Raw genomic sequence first — 20,807 nt, 5'->3', positions numbered from 1 at the left:
CTTAAGATATTAGTTTATCTACAATGGCCTTAACCGGAAGAATAGCCTTTGTATGCTCAATACTTGGTCCTGCAACCCAAACGGTTTTATAGGTTGCTTTTTTAGCCGCATTTTCTGTAGCTTTCATGCCTATTGAAAAACGAATCATTTTTACCCATTTTTTAAGGCTCTTATTTTTATTTAATAGGTTTTCTATCCATGTTGCTTTAGTACCTATTTTTTGAACATAAGGTGTATTTATCACCGTACAAGGAGTACCAGAAATACGTTCTGTCATTATAATATCCTTTTCGCCATAATCTACACAAGCTTGTTTATACTCATCAGTAACACCTGCTTCAACGGAAGCTATAAACGGACTACCAACAGAAACTCCTTCTGCACCATAACTCATCATTTTATCAATGTCTGCTTTACAGCCTACACCTCCTGCCGAAATTACAGGTATTGATAACTCTTTATTTAATAGGCTTGTTAATTCTTCAGGAGACAAATTACCTCTGTGTCCACCAGCTTCGTTATTAACGGCAATAGCTGCATCTGCACCTAATTGTTCTACCTTTTTTGCAAATCTTAAATCGGTAACATCACAAAATACTTTAATACCAACTGCGTGTGCTTGAATTATGGTTTCTTCAGGACTTCCTAAAGAGGTAATGATGAAATCACAGCCTTCTTCGCAAATAGCTTCTAATTGACCTTTGTATTTAACATTAGACTTATTCACAATTAAATTAAAGCCAAAAGCGCCTCCTTCTACTTTATTTGCTTTTAATTCTTTTATAGCAGCTCTTAATTCATCAATAGTTCTATAATTTAATGCTGGTATACAACCTGCAATTCCTGCTTTCATCGCTTCTGTCACCATAGCAACATTAGAAACCAAAAACATTGGAGCTTGTATTATTGGATGTGTAATTCCTAGCAGTTCTGTGAGTTTACTTTGCATAATCTAAGGGTAAAAAGTCTTTATATTATTAATTTTTGGCTAACAAATATAATTAAATTTATTATGCACGCATAATAGTTTAATGAAATATGAATCTTATTCAAATAATTCAATCCATAAAATCTTGATAAATAATAGGTTTTATTCTTCCCTTTCAAAGGTAGAAACTGAATTTACTGTAACCACATATTCTATACCATCGAGAACAGTCGTTTGCATCTCTACTACATTAAGTTCTAGCAGATCATTTGATAATATAGTTAAAGTACCTACTGATGCTACACCTTGGTTAACAATAGTTAATTCATTACCTGATAATGACCAATTTCCATCGCTTAAAAACATTAAGCCCTCAATATTCTCCACTTGAGTCTCACCTAAAACCGTTGTTGATAATTCAATACTATAGGTGCCATCTGTAGTAAATTCATTTGGGTCGTCCATAAACGAAATAGAATAATCTATATCATAAGCGTCTCCAACAAATTGTGTAGTTATAGGAATACCTAAATATTCAAATTCCGTTGTGCCAGAATATTCTAAATCTACTCCTATCCATGTGCCTAACAAAAAGTCTTCACTCAATGTATTATTAGAATCGTCATCTGAAGAACATGACATCATAAAAATTGACAAACACATTATAAAGGTAAATTTCAATTTTTTCATGATATCAGTTTTAAGTTAATGCACTAATTTAAGCTTTATGCTTATGAAGTAGAAAATTTTTTATTCTAAAAATCTATAATATCCACATTTTAAATAAGCGCCTTCCGGAAAAGTGACAGGATGATCACTATCATGCCTTGTTTTTAGTTCTGTTTCAAAAAGTCTGTACTGCGCACTTAAAACTCTGGTATTTAAATCAAAAAACGATTGTGCTAAAACTCTAGAAGAACAAGATGCCAAAACTAAAATACCTTTTTTTGCCGTAAGCTTCTCACCTAGTTCTACTAACTGAGCATATTTTTTCTTAGCTAAATCAATTTCAGATTGTTGTTTAGCAAAACTCGGAGGATCAATAACTACAACATCATAAGTTTTTCCTTTGTTAATTAATGCTTTCATTTCTTCAAAAGCGTCACCAGAAATCGTTTTATGCTGACCAGAATACGCATTCAGTTTGCCATTAGCGCGTGCCATATCTAAGGCTTGTTTACTTATATCTAAACTTGTGACTTCTTTTGCTCCATTTGCTAACGCATGGACTGAAAAACCACCAGCATAAGAAAACACATCTAAAACAGATTTTCCTGTGCTTAACTCTCCGACGCGTTTTCTATTTGCTCTATGGTCTAAAAAGTAACCTGTCTTGTGACCTTTTATAACATTTGCCGAAAATTTCACATCATGCTCCACAAACTCAACAACCTCATTATTTAGGGTTCCGTAAATAACTTCACCATCTACAAAATTGTGCTGATCGCTATTTTGTAAGCCTCTACTTAAGCGCATAACTATAGTTTTTGCCATAGATATTTGTTGCAAACTTTTGAGAATTGGCTCTAAATAGGGCAACCAAATTTCGGAGTATAATTTTACAACTAAAACAGTATCGTACACATCTGCTATTAATCCTGGGAAACCATCGTTCTCTCCAAATATTAATCGATAACTATTGGTGTTAGTGCTTAATAATTCTTCACGTTTATAATATGCTGACGCGATCTTACTATGGAAAAAGTCTGCATTTATTGTGACTTTCTTTTCGGCATTATGAATAATTTTTATTCTAATTGGAGAATTTCCATCAAACAAACCTAAACCAACTACCTTGTTTTTATTCTTGCTAAAAATTATAGCTAAATCACCTGTTCTAGCATCGTCATTAATCTTAACAATACTGTTTGAAAACACCCATGGATGGCCTTTTACCACAAATTGTTCACCTTTAGCATTTAACTTTACAGCAAGGCGTTTTGGGTTATATTTTGAATTAATCTGTTTTGTGAATTGCATATCTCTAAGTAATGTTGCGAAAATACAAAACTAATCTTGCTGTTATTATTGCAAAAGCAGGAATCTAGACAATTAAGAAAATATAAATTGGATTTTTGCTTTCATAGAAATAACAAACATGTAAAAAACAAAAAAAACGCAATCAAATTAATGATTGCGTTTTCTAATTTCACACTGCTGCTCTGGCCACTGAGCTAATTCCCCTTTTATAAATTTTCAGTGGAGAATACGGATTCGAACCCATGCCACACAGATTATTTTTATGAGATTCCTGCCTTCGCAGGAATGACAAATTATTTCACTTCTTCGAAATCTACATCTTCCACATCGTTAGACTCGTCAACTGGTTGCTCTGCTCCTGCTTCAGGGCCTGCAGCTCCACCTTGCGCTTCTGCTTGTGCTTTATACATTTCTTCACTTGCTACTTTCCATGCCTCATTGATTTTCTCTAAAGCTGGCTCAATAACTGCGATATCTTTTGTTTCGTATGCTTTTTTCAATTCTTCAAGAGCTGATTCAATTGGTGCTTTTTTATCATCAGATAATTTATCACCAAATTCTTTCAACTGGCTTTCAGTTTGAAAAATCATAGAATCTGCTTCATTCAGTTTTTTAGCACTTTCAGCTGCTTTTGCATCTGCTTCTGCATTTGCTTCTGCTTCTTGCTTCATTTTAGCAATTTCATCTTCTGTTAATCCAGATGAAGCTTCAATTCTAATATCTTGTTTCTTACCTGTAGCTTTATCTTCTGCAGATACTTTAATGATACCATTGGCATCAATATCAAAGATAACTTCAATCTGAGGTGTTCCTCGTCTTGCTGGTGGAATTCCGTCTAGGTGGAAACGGCCAATTGTTTTATTATCTGCTGCCATAGGACGCTCACCTTGTAATACGTGAATCTCTACTGATGGCTGATTATCTGCTGCTGTTGAGAATACTTGCGATTTCTTAGTAGGAATCGTTGTATTTGCTTCAATTAAGTTAGTCTTAACGTTACCCATAGTTTCAATACCAAGAGATAATGGTGTTACGTCTAATAAAAGAACGTCTTTTACATCACCTGTTAATACACCACCTTGGATACCTGCTCCTAAAGAAACAACCTCATCAGGATTTACACCTTTACTTGGTGCTTTTCCGAAGAACTTTTCTACAGCTTCTTGTACTGCTGGTATTCTTGTAGAACCACCAACTAAAATTACCTCATCAATATCTGACTTTGATAAACCTGCTGCTTTTAAAGCTGTTTGGCAAGGCTCAATAGTACGCTTGATTAAATCATCAATTAATTGTTCAAATTTAGAACGAGACAATGTACGTACCAAGTGCTTTGGTCCACTAGCTGTAGCTGTAACGTAAGGTAAGTTAATTTCAGTTTGAGCAGAAGATGATAATTCAATCTTTGCTTTTTCTGCAGCTTCTTTTAAACGTTGTAAAGCCATTGGGTCTTTACGTAAGTCCATGTTTTCGTCTGCAATAAACTCTTCAGCTAACCAATCGATAATACGTTGATCAACATCATCACCACCTAAGTGTGTATCTCCATCTGTAGACAATACTTCAAAAACACCATCACCTAATTCTAGGATAGAAACATCATGTGTTCCTCCACCAAAATCAAATACTACGATTTTTTGGTCAGTACCTTTTTTATCCATTCCGTAAGCTAATGCTGCAGCTGTTGGTTCGTTGATAATTCTACGAACTTTTAAACCTGCAATCTCACCAGCTTCTTTTGTTGCTTGTCTTTGTGCATCATTAAAATATGCTGGTACTGTAATTACAGCTTCAGACACATCTTGACCTAAATAATCTTCAGCAGTTTTCTTCATTTTTTGAAGAATCATAGCTGATAATTCTTGAGGTGTATATAAACGACCATCGATATCTACTCTTGGTGTATCGTTGTCACCTTTTACCACTGTGTATGGTACACGTTCTGCTTCTTTTTTAGACTCAGAATACTTGTTACCCATAAAACGTTTAATAGAATAAACTGTTTTTGTTGGGTTAGTAACCGCTTGTCTTTTTGCAGGATCTCCTACTTTAATTTCACCACCTTCTACGAAAGCGATAACTGAAGGTGTTGTTCTCTTACCTTCAGCGTTTGGGATTACAACTGGCTCATTACCTTCCATTACAGAAACACAAGAGTTGGTTGTACCTAAATCAATTCCAATAATCTTACTCATAATTATATTTGTTATTTGTTTTCCGCTTTCGCGAAAAGTATCGTGTTATTAATTTTTAAACTCGATTAGTATTATTCAATGATTATGCCATGACAAAAAATATGACATGATGTCATAAAGGATTTAAATCTTTTTTCTAAATTAAACTCAACTTTGGTATTAATATTGATACCTAATTGAAAAACCTAAACATTATGAGACATATATTATCTATTATTACAGTATTTGCATTATTACTAACTTCTTGTGCAGGCGAGCAAGGACCTCCAGGCTTTGATGGTTATGATGGTGTAAACATTACAGGACAATCTTTTGAAAGAACTATAGACTTTACATTTAATAACAGTTATCAAGAAACTATTGAAATTCCATTAGATATTGACTTGTACGAATCTGATATGGTTTTAGTGTATCATCTAAGAGGTCAAGTCGACGGTTATGATGTTTGGAAAGCATTACCTGAAACTGTTTATATCAACGCAGGAGAAGAATTTCAATATAACTTTGAACATAATTTTGATTTCGTAACAATTTTCATTGAGTCACATCCTACTTTCGATTTTAATTTATTATTAGATGATGAACGCCTTAATCAAACGTTTAGAGTTGTGGTATTACCTGTGGATTTTGTAAATAGCAGTAATTTAGATATTAATGACTACGATGCTGTTATGGAATTTGTAGAATAGCTATTAAAATTTTAAACTAATTTTATAAGAGGCTACCTAAAAAAGTGTTTTTCTTGTTTATTTGAACTCATTTCAGATTCTGAAATAAATTCAGAATGACAAATTTTACACCTTTTTAGTTAGCCTCTTTATTTTTTTAAATTCAACCTTGTATAAAACAACAAAATGTATATTTGTCCACATAAATTAAAGCTACTTTTTGATGGAATGTATTTCAGTTTTTGACATGCTAAAAATTGGCGTTGGCCCTTCGAGTTCACATACCTTAGGACCTTGGCGTGCTGCAGAACGTTGGATAAAAGAATTAAAAGATAAAAAACGTTTTGATAAAGTTGAAAACATTAAGGTAGATCTTTACGGTTCTTTATCCTTAACAGGAAAAGGACATGCCACAGACTTTGCTGTTATTTTAGGTTTAACTGGTGCTGACCCAGAACGAATGCCTGTTGAAAACATCACTACTATTATTGAAAATGTAAAGACGAAAAACATTCTACATTTTAATAACGAAAGAGATATTCCTTTTGATTTTAAAGCTCATATAAATTTTAATAGAAAATTTTTACCATTTCATTCTAACGGATTAGTGTTCACAGCTACAATCAATGGCAGAAACTATAAATCTACTTACTACTCTATTGGTGGCGGTTTTGTAGTTCAAGAGGAACGAAAAATATCTAAAGCCAATAAAATAATTTTCTATTGCACATTTCCTTATCCTATTTCTTATGGCGAAGAGCTATTAAAATTTTGTGATCAGTTAAAACAACCTATTTCTGGTGTTGTACTAGAAAATGAAAAGTCTATTAGAGCAGAATCATCAATAGATTTTGAGTTAAAACGTATTTGGAATACGATGCTAGAATGTATGTATACTGGTTGCCACACCGAAGGTAATTTACCTGGTGGACTTAATGTAAGACGACGTGCTTTTGATATGCACAAAAATCTCATTGGCGAAAATAAATATGACAATCCCGAAGAATGGCTAAAAACCATTAGGACAACTGAGGTAAAGTTTAGACAAATCCTAAAATGGGTAAGTTGTTTTGCTTTAGCCGTAAATGAAGTTAATGCATCTTTAGGTAGAGTTGTTACTGCACCAACAAATGGAAGTGCTGGTGTAATTCCGGCTGTATTAATGTATTATATGGTTATTGAAAACCATGACGCAGATTTTGAACACATTAAAAAATTCTTGTTAGTTGCTGGCGAAATTGGCAGTATCTTTAAAAAAGGAGCAACAATTAGTGCTGCAATGGGTGGCTGTCAAGCAGAAATTGGTGTATCTTCTGCGATGGCAGCAGGCGCATTAACCGAATTATTAGGCGGAACTCCAGAACAAGTCCTTGTTGCTGCAGAAATTGCTATGGAACATCATTTAGGATTAACTTGCGACCCAATTGGTGGTTTAGTACAAATTCCTTGTATAGAACGAAACTCTATGGGAGCTATAAAAGCCATAAATGCAGCAGAATTAGCCTTAGATACGGATCCTAAAAACGTAAAAGTACCATTAGATAAAGTGGTTAATACCATGTGGGAAACTGCAAAGGACATGAATACAAAGTATAAGGAAACTTCTGAAGGCGGTTTGGCTATTGGAGTACATTTGGCAGACTGCTAATTTAACTTACACCTTTTAAGTTTTACAACGTCCTGTATATTCATCTTTGATTCTGCAACTCAATAAATCCTCTTAAGTTTAAAGCTAAATATAAAAATCTCTTTATTTTTACATTCAACTAATAAAAACAATAATGTCTACAGCAAAAAAAGAATATAAAAGAATTACCGTAAAAACCTTGATAGATATGAAGTCTAAAGGCGAAAAAATATCTATGCTTACGGCTTACGATTATACCATGGCAAAAATCGTTGATGGTGCTGGTATTGATGTTATTTTGGTTGGTGATTCTGCAAGTAATGTCATGGCTGGCCATGAAACAACCTTGCCAATTACGTTAGATCAAATGATTTACCATGCGTCTTCTGTTGTAAGAGCAATTGATAGAAGTTTAGTAGTTGTTGATTTACCTTTTGGTAGCTACCAAAGTGATCCCAAAGAGGCTTTACGTTCTGCGATTAGAATAATGAAAGAATCAGGAGGACATGCTGTAAAAATGGAAGGTGGTAAAGAAGTGAAAGAATCCATTAAACGGATTTTAAATGCAGGAATTCCAGTTATGGGACATTTAGGACTAACACCTCAATCCATTTATAAATTTGGAACTTATACTGTAAGAGCTAAAGAAGAACAAGAAGCACAGCAATTAAAGGAAGATGCTTTAATGTTAGAAAAAGCAGGCTGTTTTGGGATTGTATTAGAAAAGATTCCTGCAAAATTAGCTAAAGAAGTTGCTGAGAGTGTTTCTATTCCTGTAATAGGCATTGGTGCTGGTAATGGTGTTGATGGGCAAGTTTTGGTTTTACATGATATGTTGGGTATGACACATGAATTTAATCCTCGCTTTTTAAGACGATACATGAATTTGTATGAAGAAATGACAACAGCAATTTCTCAATATGCAACTGATGTAAAAAGTAGTGATTTTCCTAATGAGAAGGAGCAGTACTAGTAAGCAGTAAGCAGTAAGCAGTAAGCGAAATTAATTAGTAGTGTATTAGTGGCTCATCGTTCAGAAAAAATTTCATCTAATAAAAATAATCTTCAAGTTTTGCATGAAGACAACCATATCATCGTTGTGAATAAACGTGCTGGAGATATTGTGCAAGGCGATAAAACAGGTGACAAACCATTAAGTGAAGTTGTTAAGTCTTATCTAAAAGACAAATACAACAAAGAAGGAAATGTATATTTGGGTGTGGTTCATCGTTTGGACAGGCCAACTACTGGAATTGTATTATTTTCTAAAACAAGTAAAGCTTTACCTAGATTAAATAAACTATTTGCAGAGAAAACAGCAAAAAAAACGTATTGGGCTTTAGTAAAAAACGAACCACCTAAAACAAGTGGCACTTTGATACATTGGCTAAAAAAGAATCCTAAAAACAATAAATCTACAGCCTATATCAAAGAAGTTGAAGGGAGTAAAAAGGCTATTCTTCATTATAAAATAATACAAACATTAGATAATTTCTACCTTCTAGAAATAGATTTAGAAACGGGAAGACATCATCAAATTAGAGTTCAGTTATCCTCTATTGGTTGCCCAATAAAGGGCGATCTAAAATATGGTTTTAATAGAAGTAATAAAGATGCTAGTATTAGTTTGCACGCAAGAACATTGCGTTTCGTTCATCCTGTAAAGAAAGAAGATTTAAAATTTACAGCACCTCTGCCAAATGAAGCAGTCTGGAACGCATGTAATAACTAAGCTGTTTTATATGGATACGTTATTCTTAAAATTGTTCCTTTACCAATGTTAGATTCTAATTGAAAATCTGCATTAAGTAACTCCGCACGTTTTTCCATATTAATTAATCCAGAACTTTTTTCTGCTGTTTCTAAGTTAAAACCAGATCCATCATCTTGTGCAGAAATTATTAAAAATTCCTTTTGGTAGTCTAAGCTTACACGCAAATGTTCTGCTTCTGCATATTTTAGTGTATTAGAGAAAAATTCTTGCAAGATTCGGAATAAGATGATTTCATCTTTATTGTTTTCAAAGTTTACCTTCTCTCCTATTATTGACATTTTAGAATCAATAAATCCAAACTTACCTAACCTTTCTACTTCATTCTTTACCGTTGCTTCGAAACCACGATTATTAATAACATCACTATTTAAAGACTTAGAAAGTGCTCTAACTTCTTCTAAAGTGTTTTTTAATGCATCAGAAGCATTATTAATTTTTGGTTTCACTTCGTCCTTTACCACTTTAGAAGCAGCATTAATATGCATTGTAGCCAATACAAGCATTTGCCCAATATTATCATGTAACTCCTGCCCAACATGCTTCAATGTTTCTTCTTGAATTTCTTGTTGAGTTTTAATGAGTTCTTCATCAAATTTTTGTTGTTGTTCTATATTACTTAAAAGAAGTTGATTTTTTCTTTTTTGATAGACAATAAAAAATAATATGATAAGTACTGATATAATAATCAGTACTATAATCATATATATTATTAGTTGGCGTTCTGCGGCTGTACTTATTATCTGGTCTGTGGCTTGCAAAATATTAATGCTGTTGTAAAGGTTAGGTAAAGAAAAATATTCAATGATAAATATATTTTATATTTCAACATAATATAGGCTACATCTTCAGGAACAAAATATTTCTCAAAAAAATCCATCGGTATCATTATAAGTATCCAACAAAACAAAGCCGAATTAAAATAAAAATAGACTGATTTATAAAATTGAATTATTCTATCCGAACCTAACAACTCAAAATAATAGACAATTATAGACAGGCTAACCATCCAAAAACTAGCTATTTTTATAAATTGCTCATTTGGTGTAAATAAGTATTCAAATCTAAAAGCTATAGATAATAATATCTGTACTATATAAAGGTAAAAGCTATATTTAATAATTTTTTTTAGCCGATTATTTTCAATTATCTGATAATTTATATAAGAAACAAAAACTGATAGACCAATCCACCAAAAAATTGTAAACCACCAATAATTTCTCTGAATTAACGTCCCTTCAATCAAATAAAAAAGATCATTCTTATATAAAAAGGACGGATAAGACCCAATAAAATCAACCCAAAATGCATAAATTAAAAAGTAAATTATTGTTTTTGTCGGTGTGTGTTTATATTTTTTAAAAACTAATATACCTGTAAATGCAGCTAAGAATTCTACTCCTCGTGTTATCAGGTTATAGTATTCATTGATGAATTCGTCCATATATCGTTATTGTGGATAATTAGCAGTTGGCGGCTGGCCATGGCTACCATTGTTCAATCCATGTGCACCAGGAATATCAGGATTAGAATCGCCTCCTCCTTTACCTTCGTCTGCGGCAGTTGTAGGTATTAAAAATAAAGTAGTTAAACCCTCTGCATCGATGTCGCTTCCTTCTTCTGGTTCATGTGCGCCACAATAAATGCGGATGCCATTCATTTCAAAGCCTAAATCTTTAGCTTGTTTTTCCGCATATTCTAAATATGCTTTAATTTTTTCTAAAGAATACCAGGATGATCTATTATCTCCTACTTTAGTGATTTGATTTGTGATTAAGGTATGACGAGAAGTATACGCGTCATTTAATTCTTTAGCCTCTGTTGGAGTGATTAAGCCGTTGATGTTGTTCATAATATATTATTTAATCTGTTAAGGTTATATCTGTTAAATTAAACATTTTAATTAAAATGCTAAAGAAATTTATTTATTTTAAAAATGCATTAGATTTTTAAATGTATTGAAATTTGAGTTCCAGACATTTTCTGACTTAAAATATTTACAGCGTGATCAGTTAACTGCAAAACTCTTGGATAACCACCTGTAGTTTGGCAATCTCTCATTAATACAATAAGTTGTCCAGATGGAGTTAACTGAACCGTTCCTGGTAACACTGGTGCTGTTAATATTGATTCCAAATTATTATTAAATAAAGGCAAAAGTTGATAAGCCATTCGGTTATTATATTTTGAAACCTCAAAACTTTGACTTAAAAGCGATTCTTGCTGCTGATGAGTTAATTTATAAAACTCTGGTCCTTTTGTTACTTTTATACAATTTGTTTTAAGATATCCATCGTTAAATCTAATCTTAGCGTTTTTAATATTTTGTAATTTAGATGATTCTGTAATTGCTATACTGTCTCCATTATTAAGTTTAAAAGGTTCTGTGACAACTTTGAGCATACTTCTACTGCCCAATACTAAATCTGTAAGAAATCCACCTTTTACCGCAATATAAGTTCTAAAACCATTTTTAGCAATGCCACATGATAAAACATCGTTTACTCTTACAACAATCGAAGTATTCATATCTATAGGAATGCCATTAAGTTTTGGAGTCATGTTTGCACCTGTAATGGCAACTAAGGTCGGGACCATAAACTGTATTTCAGCTCCAACCATCGTCATTTCAATTACGGCAGAGTTTTTGTCGTTACCTAAAATAGTATTGGCAAAATTATAAGCTTTTTGATCCATAGCTCCTGAAACTGGCACCCCAAAACTACTATACCCAAAACGTCCATTGTCTTGTATAGTAGAATAAAAACCTGCCTTTAGTATCTTAACCATGATTTAAAAAGGTTTCAACATTGAAAGAAGAACTCATCATATCAGATTTAATTCTATAATACTCAGTTACTGAAACTGAATAAAACTTAACACGATCTCCTGCTTTTATAAAACAAGGAGGATTACGTTTTGGGCTGAATAATTCTACGGGAGAATTTCCAATAATATGCCATCCACCAGGACTGTCTTGAGGGTAAATCCCAGTCTGTTTTCCACCTATTGCAACTGACCCTTTTTTGATGTTTAGATTTGGTGTATTTTTTCGATCTAAATGCAAGCTAGAATCTAGTCCTCCTAAGTATAAAAATCCAGGTAAAAATCCGACGAAAAACACCGAATAAAACTCTTGAGTATGTCGCTTAATAATTTCGTGTTTTGATAGTCCTTTTGCGTTTGAAAAAGATTGCAAATCAACAGCAAATTCGGCATCATAACAAACTGGAATTTTAAATGTTTTTGAAGTTTCTAATTTTGAGTTATGTTCTACTTCACTTAACGCTTTTAATTCAACAAAAGTGCTATTGACATTATCTATAGTTAACACATAAACAATTAATATTGAATTATATGCAGATATTACTTCAATAATTTGTTTATTATAATTGTTTTCAATAATTTTCTTAAAAACCAAGACGTCTTGCAGTATATCATTACTAATTTCAGATGGCCATTCCACCAAAATAGAACGTTCATTATATTGCGAAAATCGTAACTGATATCTCATTTTTATTTATAAAATTTGAATCTTATTTTTACCCAAATTTAAATTTAAATAACTTAAAATTTCAAGTGCATTTTGTGTGTCTCCATGCACACATATGGTGTCTGCAATTATTGCAACGTCTACACCGCTAATTGATCTTATTTTTTGTTCTGTTATTATATTCAAAACATGGTTTAAAACAGCCTTTTTATCATGTAAAATAGCTCCTGATTTCAAACGAGAAACCAATGACAAATCATCATTATAATTTCTATCTGCAAAAGCTTCAAACACAACATTAATATTTTCTTGTTTTGCCAAAATGGCCAATACAGAATTATAAGGCGCGTATAATTGAACTGAACAATCTAGGCTCTTAATTACTTTGATAATAACATTTGACACATCCTCATCTTTCGCTGCCAAATTATACAAGGCACCATGAGGTTTAATATGATGTAGTTTTACACCATTAGAATTAACAATAGAAAGCAAACTGCTTATTTGAGATTTTAAACTTTTAAATAATTCATCTTTTGAAAGCTTCATAACTGTTCTTCCAAAATTCATTTTATCAGGAAATGAGGGATGCGCTCCTATTTTTACACCATTAACCTTAGCCAATTTCACAACCTCAGCCATAGACTCCAAGTCACCAGTATGTCCACCACAAGCTATATTACAAGAAGAAACAAGAGGCATTAATAAGGCTTCATTACCAACACCTTCACCTACATCTGCATTTATATCTATGCTAAATTGCTTCATATTAAATCATTTCGAATACGCTTAAAATCCCTTTTAAACCCAATAATATGGTTATTACTAAAATAACTAAGCCAAAGAAATTCTGAAGATTAGAATTTTTATAAGCTCCTAAAACAGAAGATTTATTCATTATCCATAGTAAAAAGCCAGCGATAACAGGAAGAAGTATACCGTTTGCAATTTGAGCGAATTGTATAATCTCAATAGATTTAAATCCACTAGAGGAAAAAGCAACACCTAAGAATACTATAAACATCCAAACTGCTTTAAATTTTTTAGACTTTAAATCTACATCCCAACCCAAACAACCACTTGCTACGTAAGACGCAGCTAAAGGCGCTGTAATTGCACTTGTAATACCTGCAGCAAATAAACCAATGGCTAAGAAATATTTTGCAAAATTACCAAACAAAGGTTCTAAGCCCAAAGCCAAATCTGCAGCATTAGTAATCGAAGTTTTCTGTATAGTAGAAGCTGCAATGATAATACACATTGAAACCAAACCACCCAAAACAACAGCTACAAGCGTATCTTTTTTTGCTATTTTAATATCGCTTTTATCCGTCCATTTAGTTTTAGCCAACGAAGCATGTAAAAAGAGATTATAAGGCACCACTGTTGTACCTATTAATGAAATTATCGTTAAAACACTTCCTTCTGGAGACTCAAAGATGACTATACTTCTAAGGATTTCAATAACATTAGGTTTTGTAATTATCGCTGTTGTTATAAAAGCAAAACTCATTAGGATTACTAAAATCACAAACACCTTTTCTAACAATTTATAATTCCCGATATAAAGTAACACAAAAGCTATTGCACCAATAACTAAACTTAATACATTGAGCTTTATGTTTCCTAGCTCCCAAACTATATGACCAACTATGGTCTCCATACCTAAAGCGCCACCACTAATATTACCTGCTTCGTAAGCTGCATTACCCACTACAATCGCACTTAAAATTAACACAATTGCCAAAACCTTAACCACAGGATGCTTTATTTCTTCTCTAATAATTTCAGATAATCCCTTTTGCGATACAATACCTAATCTAGCAGCCATTTCTTGCAAAATTATAGTAGCAAAAATGGATAAAACCATAGCCCATAATAAAGCGAAACCAAAATTTACACCAGCTAAAGTGCAAACTGTCACAGTTCCTGGGCCAATAAAAGCAGCGGCAACCAAAGGGCCTGGACCAATATTTCTAAAAAAGCTTTTTATCATTTCTCAACAGAATTGAGTGCGTAAATCGCGAAACTACCTAACCAATGACCACCTTCATAACTATCACCAACAATACTAGGCAATGACTGATTGATATGCTTATTAGCTATGTTTTGTAAATGATTAAATTCTGGTAAATCCTTCGCAACATAATTTAGACTCCAAGCTCTTGAAAAATTAACACCATCTAAATGCACCAACTTTCCATCTGTTCTATCTGACACTTCTCCAACAGACCAATCAAAATTAGCATCACTAAGCTCTGGCAAAAAATCATTTACCCATACTTTAAATTCTTCTATCTCTAAAACACGTTTCATTAATGCCGCTTCTTCTAAACAAGGTGATAAAAAATCGAAACCACTTGGCTCCCATTCTAATGGACAATCTTGATCGTCATAATAAAAATGTTTTGCGCGATTCTCAATAATCTCTGCTAATTCCTCATTATCTAGTGTTGATGCATAATCGTATGCAAAACTCATCCCAAAAGCCGTATTTGTATGTTCACCTACACGAATAGCATAATTTAATTTTGGCAGAAATTCAACGTACTTATCAACAATTAAATCCGTTAACGGCTGAAGGTTTGACTCTAATTCTCTTGCGACTTCAGCATCCCAAGTATGTAGTTCTTCAGCCAACTTTAACAACCAAGCCCAACCATAAGTTCGTTCAAAAGATTTAGAATGTTTACCTTCAAAATACAATATCTCATTCTCTATCTTTTCTTTTGAAATATTATGAAGTAATTTTTGCTCTATTTCCTTTCTGTTTTCTAAATCGGGAAATTGCTTTAATAAACTTACCAAACTCCAATGTCCATGAACAGCTGAATGCCAATCGAAACAGCCATAAAATGCAGGATGCAATTCGCTAGGAGATTTTAAATCGTCAGCACTACCTATAACTTGATTCAATTTGTTTGGATATTCGGTATTAATACAATTTAAAGGTAATTGCGCTAAATTATTAGCTTGAGCTAAGTCTAAAGCAGGAATCTCCACAACCTCAACATCAACAATCACATCTTGTTTTGCTGGTTGCTTATTTTCATTATTGCCACAACCAAACACTAATAAGATTAATGATAATATGTAAAATTTTTTCATCTTTATAAATGGAATTTTTAAGTTTCTAAATTATTGTTTTTACAACTTAACTTTAAGGTGTTAGTCTATATAATTATTGATTTTTCATAAGTGACAATCAACCGAGCCAACCATCACGATCTAAACTACGATACTGTATAGCTTCACTTATATGAGCTCCCAAAACGTCTTGTGAACCTTCTAAATCCGCAATAGTTCTTGAAACTTTCAGAATTCTGTCGTAAGCTCTAGCAGACAAGTTTAAACGCTCCATAGCCGATTTCAGTAATTGCATTGATGCGTCTTCAAGCTTGCAGTATTCTCTAATCTGTTTGGTATTCATTTGAGCATTATAATGAATGTTTTCTAGCTCATTAAATCGTATGGTTTGCTTTTCTCTAGCTTTGGTAACGCGTTTCCTTATGTCTACTGAAGACTCGCCACTTCTTTCATCTGCTAATTTTTCAAATGGCACAGGAGTGACTTCAATGTGAATATCTATTCGATCTAATAAAGGTCCTGAAATTTTCCCCATATACCTTTGCATTTCTGCTGGAGACGATGTTATTGGCGCATCTGGATCATTAAAATAACCACTTGGACTCGGGTTCATACTTGCCACTAACATAAATGATGATGGATAAGTAACCGTAAATTTTGCTCTAGAAATAGTAACTTCTCTATCTTCTAATGGCTGACGCATAACTTCTAGAACTTCGCGCTTAAACTCAGGTAATTCATCTAAAAACAAAACACCATTGTGAGATAATGATATTTCTCCTGGTTGCGGATAACTTCCACCACCAACTAGTGCGACATTTGATATTGTATGATGTGGACTTCTAAATGGTCGTTGCGCCATTAGACCTGTATGAGCCTTAACACGACCTACAACAGAATGTATTTTTGTAGTTTCTAAAGCTTCATGTAAAGTCATTGGCGGCAATATACTTGGTAAACGTTTTGCTAACATCGTTTTACCAGAACCTGGAGGTCCAATAAGTATAATATTATGCCCTCCTGCGGCCGCAATTTCCATACAACGCTTTATAGACTCTTGCCCTTTTACATCTGCAAAATCAAATTCAGGAAAATCTAAATTTTTATAAAACTCTTCTCTCGTATTTATAATCGTTTGCTCTAAAGGCTCGTCATTATCAAAATGATTAATCACCTGCATAATATTGTCAACACCAAAGACCTTTAAGTCATCAACAATAGCCGCTTCTTTTGCATTCTGAATAGGCAAAATAATTTTTTTAAAACCTTCTTCTCGCGCCTTAACAGCAATTGGCAAAGCCCCTTTAAAAGGTTGCAAACTTCCATCTAAAGATAACTCACCCATTATGAGATATTCATCTAAATTTTCTGCTTTTATTTGGTCTGATGCTGCCAAAATCCCAATAGCCAAAGTTAAATCGTATGCCGAGCCTTCTTTTCTTAAATCAGCAGGAGCCATGTTAATTGTAATCTTTTTTCCTGGAATTCGATAACCATTGTTCTGTAATGCAGCCGCTATTCTATAGTTGCTTTCCTTAATAGCATTATCTGGTAGTCCCACTAAATGATACCCTACACCTTTATCTACATTAACTTCTACAGTAATAGTTGAGGCTTCAACACCAAAAACGGCACTGGCAAAAACTTTTCTAAGCATGAATTGTTGTTTGCTTAAAAATAGAGATAAATCATTTATAAAAAAATTCAAATTTCAAATTAGCTACATTTTATATCGAATTTAATTATTTATTAGTCTTCTGATAATCAATCCTAATTACAGAATGACGATTATAACCTATGACAAGCCGGAAATATTAAAGCAAAAAAAAAAGAACCGTAAAATTAATTACGATTCCTTTTTCTTTTCAATTTATTAAAAGCTTACTTAATAATGAGTCTGCTTGTATCTAACCATCCTTCACCAGTAACTTTCATCAAATAAGTACCTAGATCAATATTTCCAAGTTCGTATTCAATTAAATTTCTACCAGCTATAACTTGGTATGTTTTTGGCTGATGCACAAGTCTTCCTCTTGCATCATAAACACTAACCTCGATATTAGATAAATTTGAATCACCATCTAAGCCATCGATATCAACATCAATAGTAACACTAGTATTACTAGATGCTGGCACTGGATAAACTCTTAATGAATGATCAGAACTATCAGAACCATTACAAACACTAGATTCCGTTACTACAACTGAATCTGTTGCTACACAACCTACACAGTTTACAGCTTGAACAGTATAAGTACCTGCTTGATCTACAGTAATCGTTTCTAGAGTAGAGCTTCCTACAATACTACCATCTTGTGTAGTCCATTGGTAATCTACTGCTTTAGGCTGACATGCACCAAGCGCTAAATTAAGATCTCCATTAGTATATGTGCCATCACCTCCTGATAATGTATACCATCCTGAAGCTCCAAAACCAAGTCTCTTAACATCTGCTCCCATTCCGATTTGGAATGCTTCACCCATTGGAGTTACAGTAAAAACACCATGGTTTTGAGATTTAATAAAACCTGTCAACTGTGTATAATACTCATATCCTGACGTATCATACGTTTGACAGTCGTTTAATTTTGGACTTCCCTGAGGTGTTGCAGTTGTATAACCACTATATGTAAAATCTATTAATAATACATCTACACCATTTGATACAGTTGCTGTGTATTTAGCAGTTCCATTATCAAAAGTTTCAAAAGATTGTTGTGACGCGTTAAACTGAAATGATCCCGTTACAGGTGAAGACACCACCCAAACTTCAAAATCACCAGAAGGACCATCACATCTATCTTGATTAAGAATAGGATAATCACATCCACCATGACATAAACTATCTACATCACTGAAACTTGCTGAAAGCGTTACAGTTTCATTAGCACACACTTCTGCGTCTGCACCTGCATCTACTTCTAAATGACATGAATTAAATAAACCTGCATCGATACTTGTTACATCTGCAGTTGTTACATCAAAACATGTTGTAACTCCATCAGAATTGGCATTAGAATCTGAAGATTCACTTCCACTGTTACTCATGCTAAATTCATAACCGTCTGGTGTATTACTAAATACTATATAGTATTCACCACTGTTAGCACAAACTTCGAACATATAATAACCTGGCTGACCATCTGCTGGATTATTAGCAGTTACCGTAGAATCTACTTCCGCATTTTCATTACAACTATACAAAGTCGCAGTAACACCATTGATTCCAGAATCAACACCATCATCTTGAATACCATTTTCGTTCTCATCTAACCAAACATAATCACCAATAACAACATTACTTTCCTCATTGATAATTAATGATGTCGTATAAGTACAACCATTATTATCCATTAATTCTATAACTACAGGACTATCTGCTGTTGTATATGCCTCATCATTATATGACCATATATATGTTTCATCTTCACAAATAGTAACCTCAGTAACTATATCTTCCGTTGGCACAAATTCAGTAATTGTCAATGTTGCCGTATATGCACACCCATTCACATTTGTTAAATTTAAAACCACTGGACTATCTGCTGCAGTATATGCAACATTGTCTTGCGACCAAACATACTCTTCTCCACTACAAACAGTAACCTCAGTTACTATAGTGTTTACAGGCACATGCTCGGTAATAATTAAAGTTGATGTATAAGAACAACCATTAACATCTGTCAATTCTAACACTACAGGACTGTCGGCTGCTGAATACAATTCGTCATTTTCAGACCATAAGTAATCAGTTCCTTCACAAACTATAACTTCAGTTACCACATCGTCAGTTGTGTTATACTCAGTAATTACTAGAGTTGAAGTATAAGAACATCCACTATTATCATCAATAGTTAACACAACAGGACTATCTGCCACTGAATATGTTTCTCCATTTTGATCCCAAGTATAATCTGAACCTGCACATACTGATACTTCTTGATAAATATCTGAAGTTGCATTACTTTCATTTATAATCAATGTTGAAGTAAATGCACATCCATTTGCATCAGTTAAATCTAATACCACAGGACTATCTACTGCTGTGTAGGTAAGACCACTCTCTGACCAAGTATAATCCGCACCAGCACATACAGTAACCTCTGTTACAGCATTTTCTTGCGCTTCATATTCTGTAACCATTAATGTTGCCGTGTACGAACATCCACCGTTATCATCGATGGTCAACACTACAGGACTATCTGCCGCTGTATATGTTTCTCCATTTTGACCCCAAGTATATTCTCCACCAGCACAAACCACAACTTCATCAACAACATCTTCTGCAACATCATTACTGTAAATTATTAGTACCGCAGTATAATCGTAACCATTTAGATCTGTTAAATGTAACACTACAGGACTATCGGCTACTGTATAAGATTCACCATCTTGATCCCAAGTATATGTAGCTCCATCACAAATTGAAACTTCAGTTACACTATCACACACAGGCTCATTTTCAATAATTGTTAAAGTTGCAGTATAAGGACATCCGCTATCAGTTGTTAATTCTAATACTACTGGACTATCAGCTGCTGTGTACGTAGCTCCACTTAAAGCCCAAGTATAATCACCACCATAACAAACAGTAACCTGTTCGTAAACATCTGAAGCTGTATTACCACCTTCATTTATAATTAATGTTGACGTGTAAGCACATCCATTATCATTAGATAAATCTAATACTATTGGACTATCTGCTGCTGCGTAAGTCACACCATTCTCAGACCATGTGTAATCCGAACCTTCACATACCGTAACTTCAGTTACTGTATTTTCTGGTGCTTCATATTCAGTAATCGTTAATGTTGCAGTGTACGAACAACCATTATTATCATCAATAGTTAATACTACTGGACTATCTGCTGCTGTATACGTTTCGCCATTTTGTGACCATGTATAATCCGAACCTGCACATACTGATACTTCTTCATAAATATCTGAAGTCGCATTGCTTTCATTGATTACTAATGTCGCCGTGTAAGCACATCCATTATCATCTGATAAATCTAATACTACTGGACTGTCTGATGCTGTGTAAGTCACACCATTCTC

At 33.5% G+C, this 20,807-nt stretch carries 18 protein-coding genes; 4 read left to right on the top strand and 14 right to left on the bottom strand.

The features are described 5' to 3' along the window. Nucleotide 1: 1 nt before the first annotated feature. From Q0891_RS05945 to dnaK, 4 genes are all read right to left on the bottom strand, one after another. Nucleotides 2-949: a nitronate monooxygenase gene (locus Q0891_RS05945; protein WP_299099726.1), complete on the bottom strand. Its 948-nt coding sequence runs from the start codon at nucleotides 947-949 to the stop codon at nucleotides 2-4. A gap of 141 nt (nucleotides 950-1,090) precedes the next feature. Then, nucleotides 1,091-1,618 (bottom strand): hypothetical protein, encoded by a 528-nt coding sequence (locus Q0891_RS05940; protein WP_299099724.1) that lies wholly within the window; start codon nucleotides 1,616-1,618, stop codon nucleotides 1,091-1,093. 60 nt (nucleotides 1,619-1,678) lie between these two features. Next, a complete protein-coding gene (locus tag Q0891_RS05935; RefSeq protein WP_299099722.1) occupies nucleotides 1,679-2,908 on the bottom strand; it encodes a class I SAM-dependent rRNA methyltransferase in 1,230 nt (409 codons plus the stop codon). A gap of 293 nt (nucleotides 2,909-3,201) precedes the next feature. Continuing rightward, nucleotides 3,202-5,103 carry a molecular chaperone DnaK gene (gene dnaK / locus Q0891_RS05930; RefSeq protein ID WP_299099720.1) on the bottom strand — a complete coding sequence of 634 codons (1,902 nt, stop codon included), beginning with the start codon at nucleotides 5,101-5,103 and terminating at the stop codon, nucleotides 3,202-3,204. Nucleotides 5,104-5,297: 194 nt separating this feature from the next. Here dnaK and Q0891_RS05925 point away from each other — a divergent pair, with 194 nt between their 5' ends. The 4 genes from Q0891_RS05925 to Q0891_RS05910 all read left to right on the top strand — a co-directional run bounded on the left by Q0891_RS05925 (nucleotide 5,298) and on the right by Q0891_RS05910 (nucleotide 9,130). Continuing rightward, nucleotides 5,298-5,792: a dihydrolipoamide dehydrogenase gene (locus Q0891_RS05925; RefSeq protein ID WP_299099718.1), complete on the top strand. Its 495-nt coding sequence runs from the start codon at nucleotides 5,298-5,300 to the stop codon at nucleotides 5,790-5,792. A gap of 202 nt (nucleotides 5,793-5,994) precedes the next feature. Beyond that, nucleotides 5,995-7,419, top strand: coding sequence for an L-serine ammonia-lyase (locus Q0891_RS05920; protein WP_299099716.1), 1,425 nt, complete (start codon nucleotides 5,995-5,997; stop codon nucleotides 7,417-7,419). A 133-nt stretch (nucleotides 7,420-7,552) separates the two neighbouring features. Continuing rightward, nucleotides 7,553-8,371, top strand: a complete 819-nt coding sequence (gene panB, locus Q0891_RS05915) for a 3-methyl-2-oxobutanoate hydroxymethyltransferase (RefSeq protein WP_299099714.1) — start codon at nucleotides 7,553-7,555, stop codon at nucleotides 8,369-8,371. Between the two features lie 48 nt (nucleotides 8,372-8,419). Further along, entirely contained in the window at nucleotides 8,420-9,130 is a 711-nt protein-coding gene (locus tag Q0891_RS05910) for an RluA family pseudouridine synthase (RefSeq protein ID WP_299099712.1), read from the top strand. Here Q0891_RS05910 and Q0891_RS05905 read toward each other — a convergent pair. The 10 genes from Q0891_RS05905 to Q0891_RS05860 form a co-directional block, all read right to left on the bottom strand. Continuing rightward, on the bottom strand, nucleotides 9,127-9,873 hold the full coding sequence (locus tag Q0891_RS05905; protein ID WP_299099710.1) for an ATP-binding protein: 747 nt from the start codon (nucleotides 9,871-9,873) through the stop codon (nucleotides 9,127-9,129). The two genes, Q0891_RS05910 and Q0891_RS05905, sit on opposite strands and share 4 nt — an antisense overlap. Before the next feature lie 35 nt (nucleotides 9,874-9,908). Further along, nucleotides 9,909-10,613 carry a hypothetical protein gene (locus tag Q0891_RS05900; RefSeq protein ID WP_299099708.1) on the bottom strand — a complete coding sequence of 235 codons (705 nt, stop codon included), beginning with the start codon at nucleotides 10,611-10,613 and terminating at the stop codon, nucleotides 9,909-9,911. Between the two features lie 6 nt (nucleotides 10,614-10,619). Next, nucleotides 10,620-11,021 (bottom strand): hypothetical protein, encoded by a 402-nt coding sequence (locus Q0891_RS05895; RefSeq protein ID WP_299099706.1) that lies wholly within the window; start codon nucleotides 11,019-11,021, stop codon nucleotides 10,620-10,622. A gap of 89 nt (nucleotides 11,022-11,110) precedes the next feature. After that, a complete protein-coding gene (locus Q0891_RS05890) occupies nucleotides 11,111-11,959 on the bottom strand; it encodes a biotin-dependent carboxyltransferase family protein (RefSeq protein ID WP_299099704.1) in 849 nt (282 codons plus the stop codon). Beyond that, nucleotides 11,952-12,683, bottom strand: coding sequence for a 5-oxoprolinase subunit PxpB (gene pxpB, locus Q0891_RS05885; protein ID WP_299099702.1), 732 nt, complete (start codon nucleotides 12,681-12,683; stop codon nucleotides 11,952-11,954). The genes Q0891_RS05890 and pxpB overlap by 8 nt, the downstream gene beginning before the upstream one ends. 6 nt (nucleotides 12,684-12,689) lie before the next feature. After that, nucleotides 12,690-13,430 carry a 5-oxoprolinase subunit PxpA gene (pxpA, locus tag Q0891_RS05880; RefSeq protein ID WP_299099700.1) on the bottom strand — a complete coding sequence of 247 codons (741 nt, stop codon included), beginning with the start codon at nucleotides 13,428-13,430 and terminating at the stop codon, nucleotides 12,690-12,692. A gap of 1 nt (nucleotide 13,431) precedes the next feature. Beyond that, a complete protein-coding gene (locus tag Q0891_RS05875) occupies nucleotides 13,432-14,658 on the bottom strand; it encodes an Nramp family divalent metal transporter (RefSeq protein WP_299099698.1) in 1,227 nt (408 codons plus the stop codon). Next, complete coding sequence (locus tag Q0891_RS05870) at nucleotides 14,655-15,770, bottom strand: DUF2891 domain-containing protein (protein ID WP_299099696.1); 1,116 nt, start codon at nucleotides 15,768-15,770, stop codon at nucleotides 14,655-14,657. The genes Q0891_RS05875 and Q0891_RS05870 overlap by 4 nt, the downstream gene beginning before the upstream one ends. Nucleotides 15,771-15,867: 97 nt before the next feature. Beyond that, entirely contained in the window at nucleotides 15,868-17,406 is a 1,539-nt protein-coding gene (locus tag Q0891_RS05865) for a YifB family Mg chelatase-like AAA ATPase (protein ID WP_299099694.1), read from the bottom strand. Between the two features lie 224 nt (nucleotides 17,407-17,630). Further along, nucleotides 17,631-20,807 (bottom strand): SdrD B-like domain-containing protein (locus tag Q0891_RS05860; protein WP_299099691.1); only part of this gene is annotated, 3,177 nt, incomplete at its 5' end.

Source organism: uncultured Winogradskyella sp., assembly GCF_947498005.1.
In the GTDB taxonomy this organism is placed as follows: Bacteria; Bacteroidota; Bacteroidia; order Flavobacteriales; family Flavobacteriaceae; genus Winogradskyella.
The sequence above is the reverse complement of the archived record's forward strand: the minus strand, read 5'-3'. Positions and strand labels throughout refer to the sequence as shown.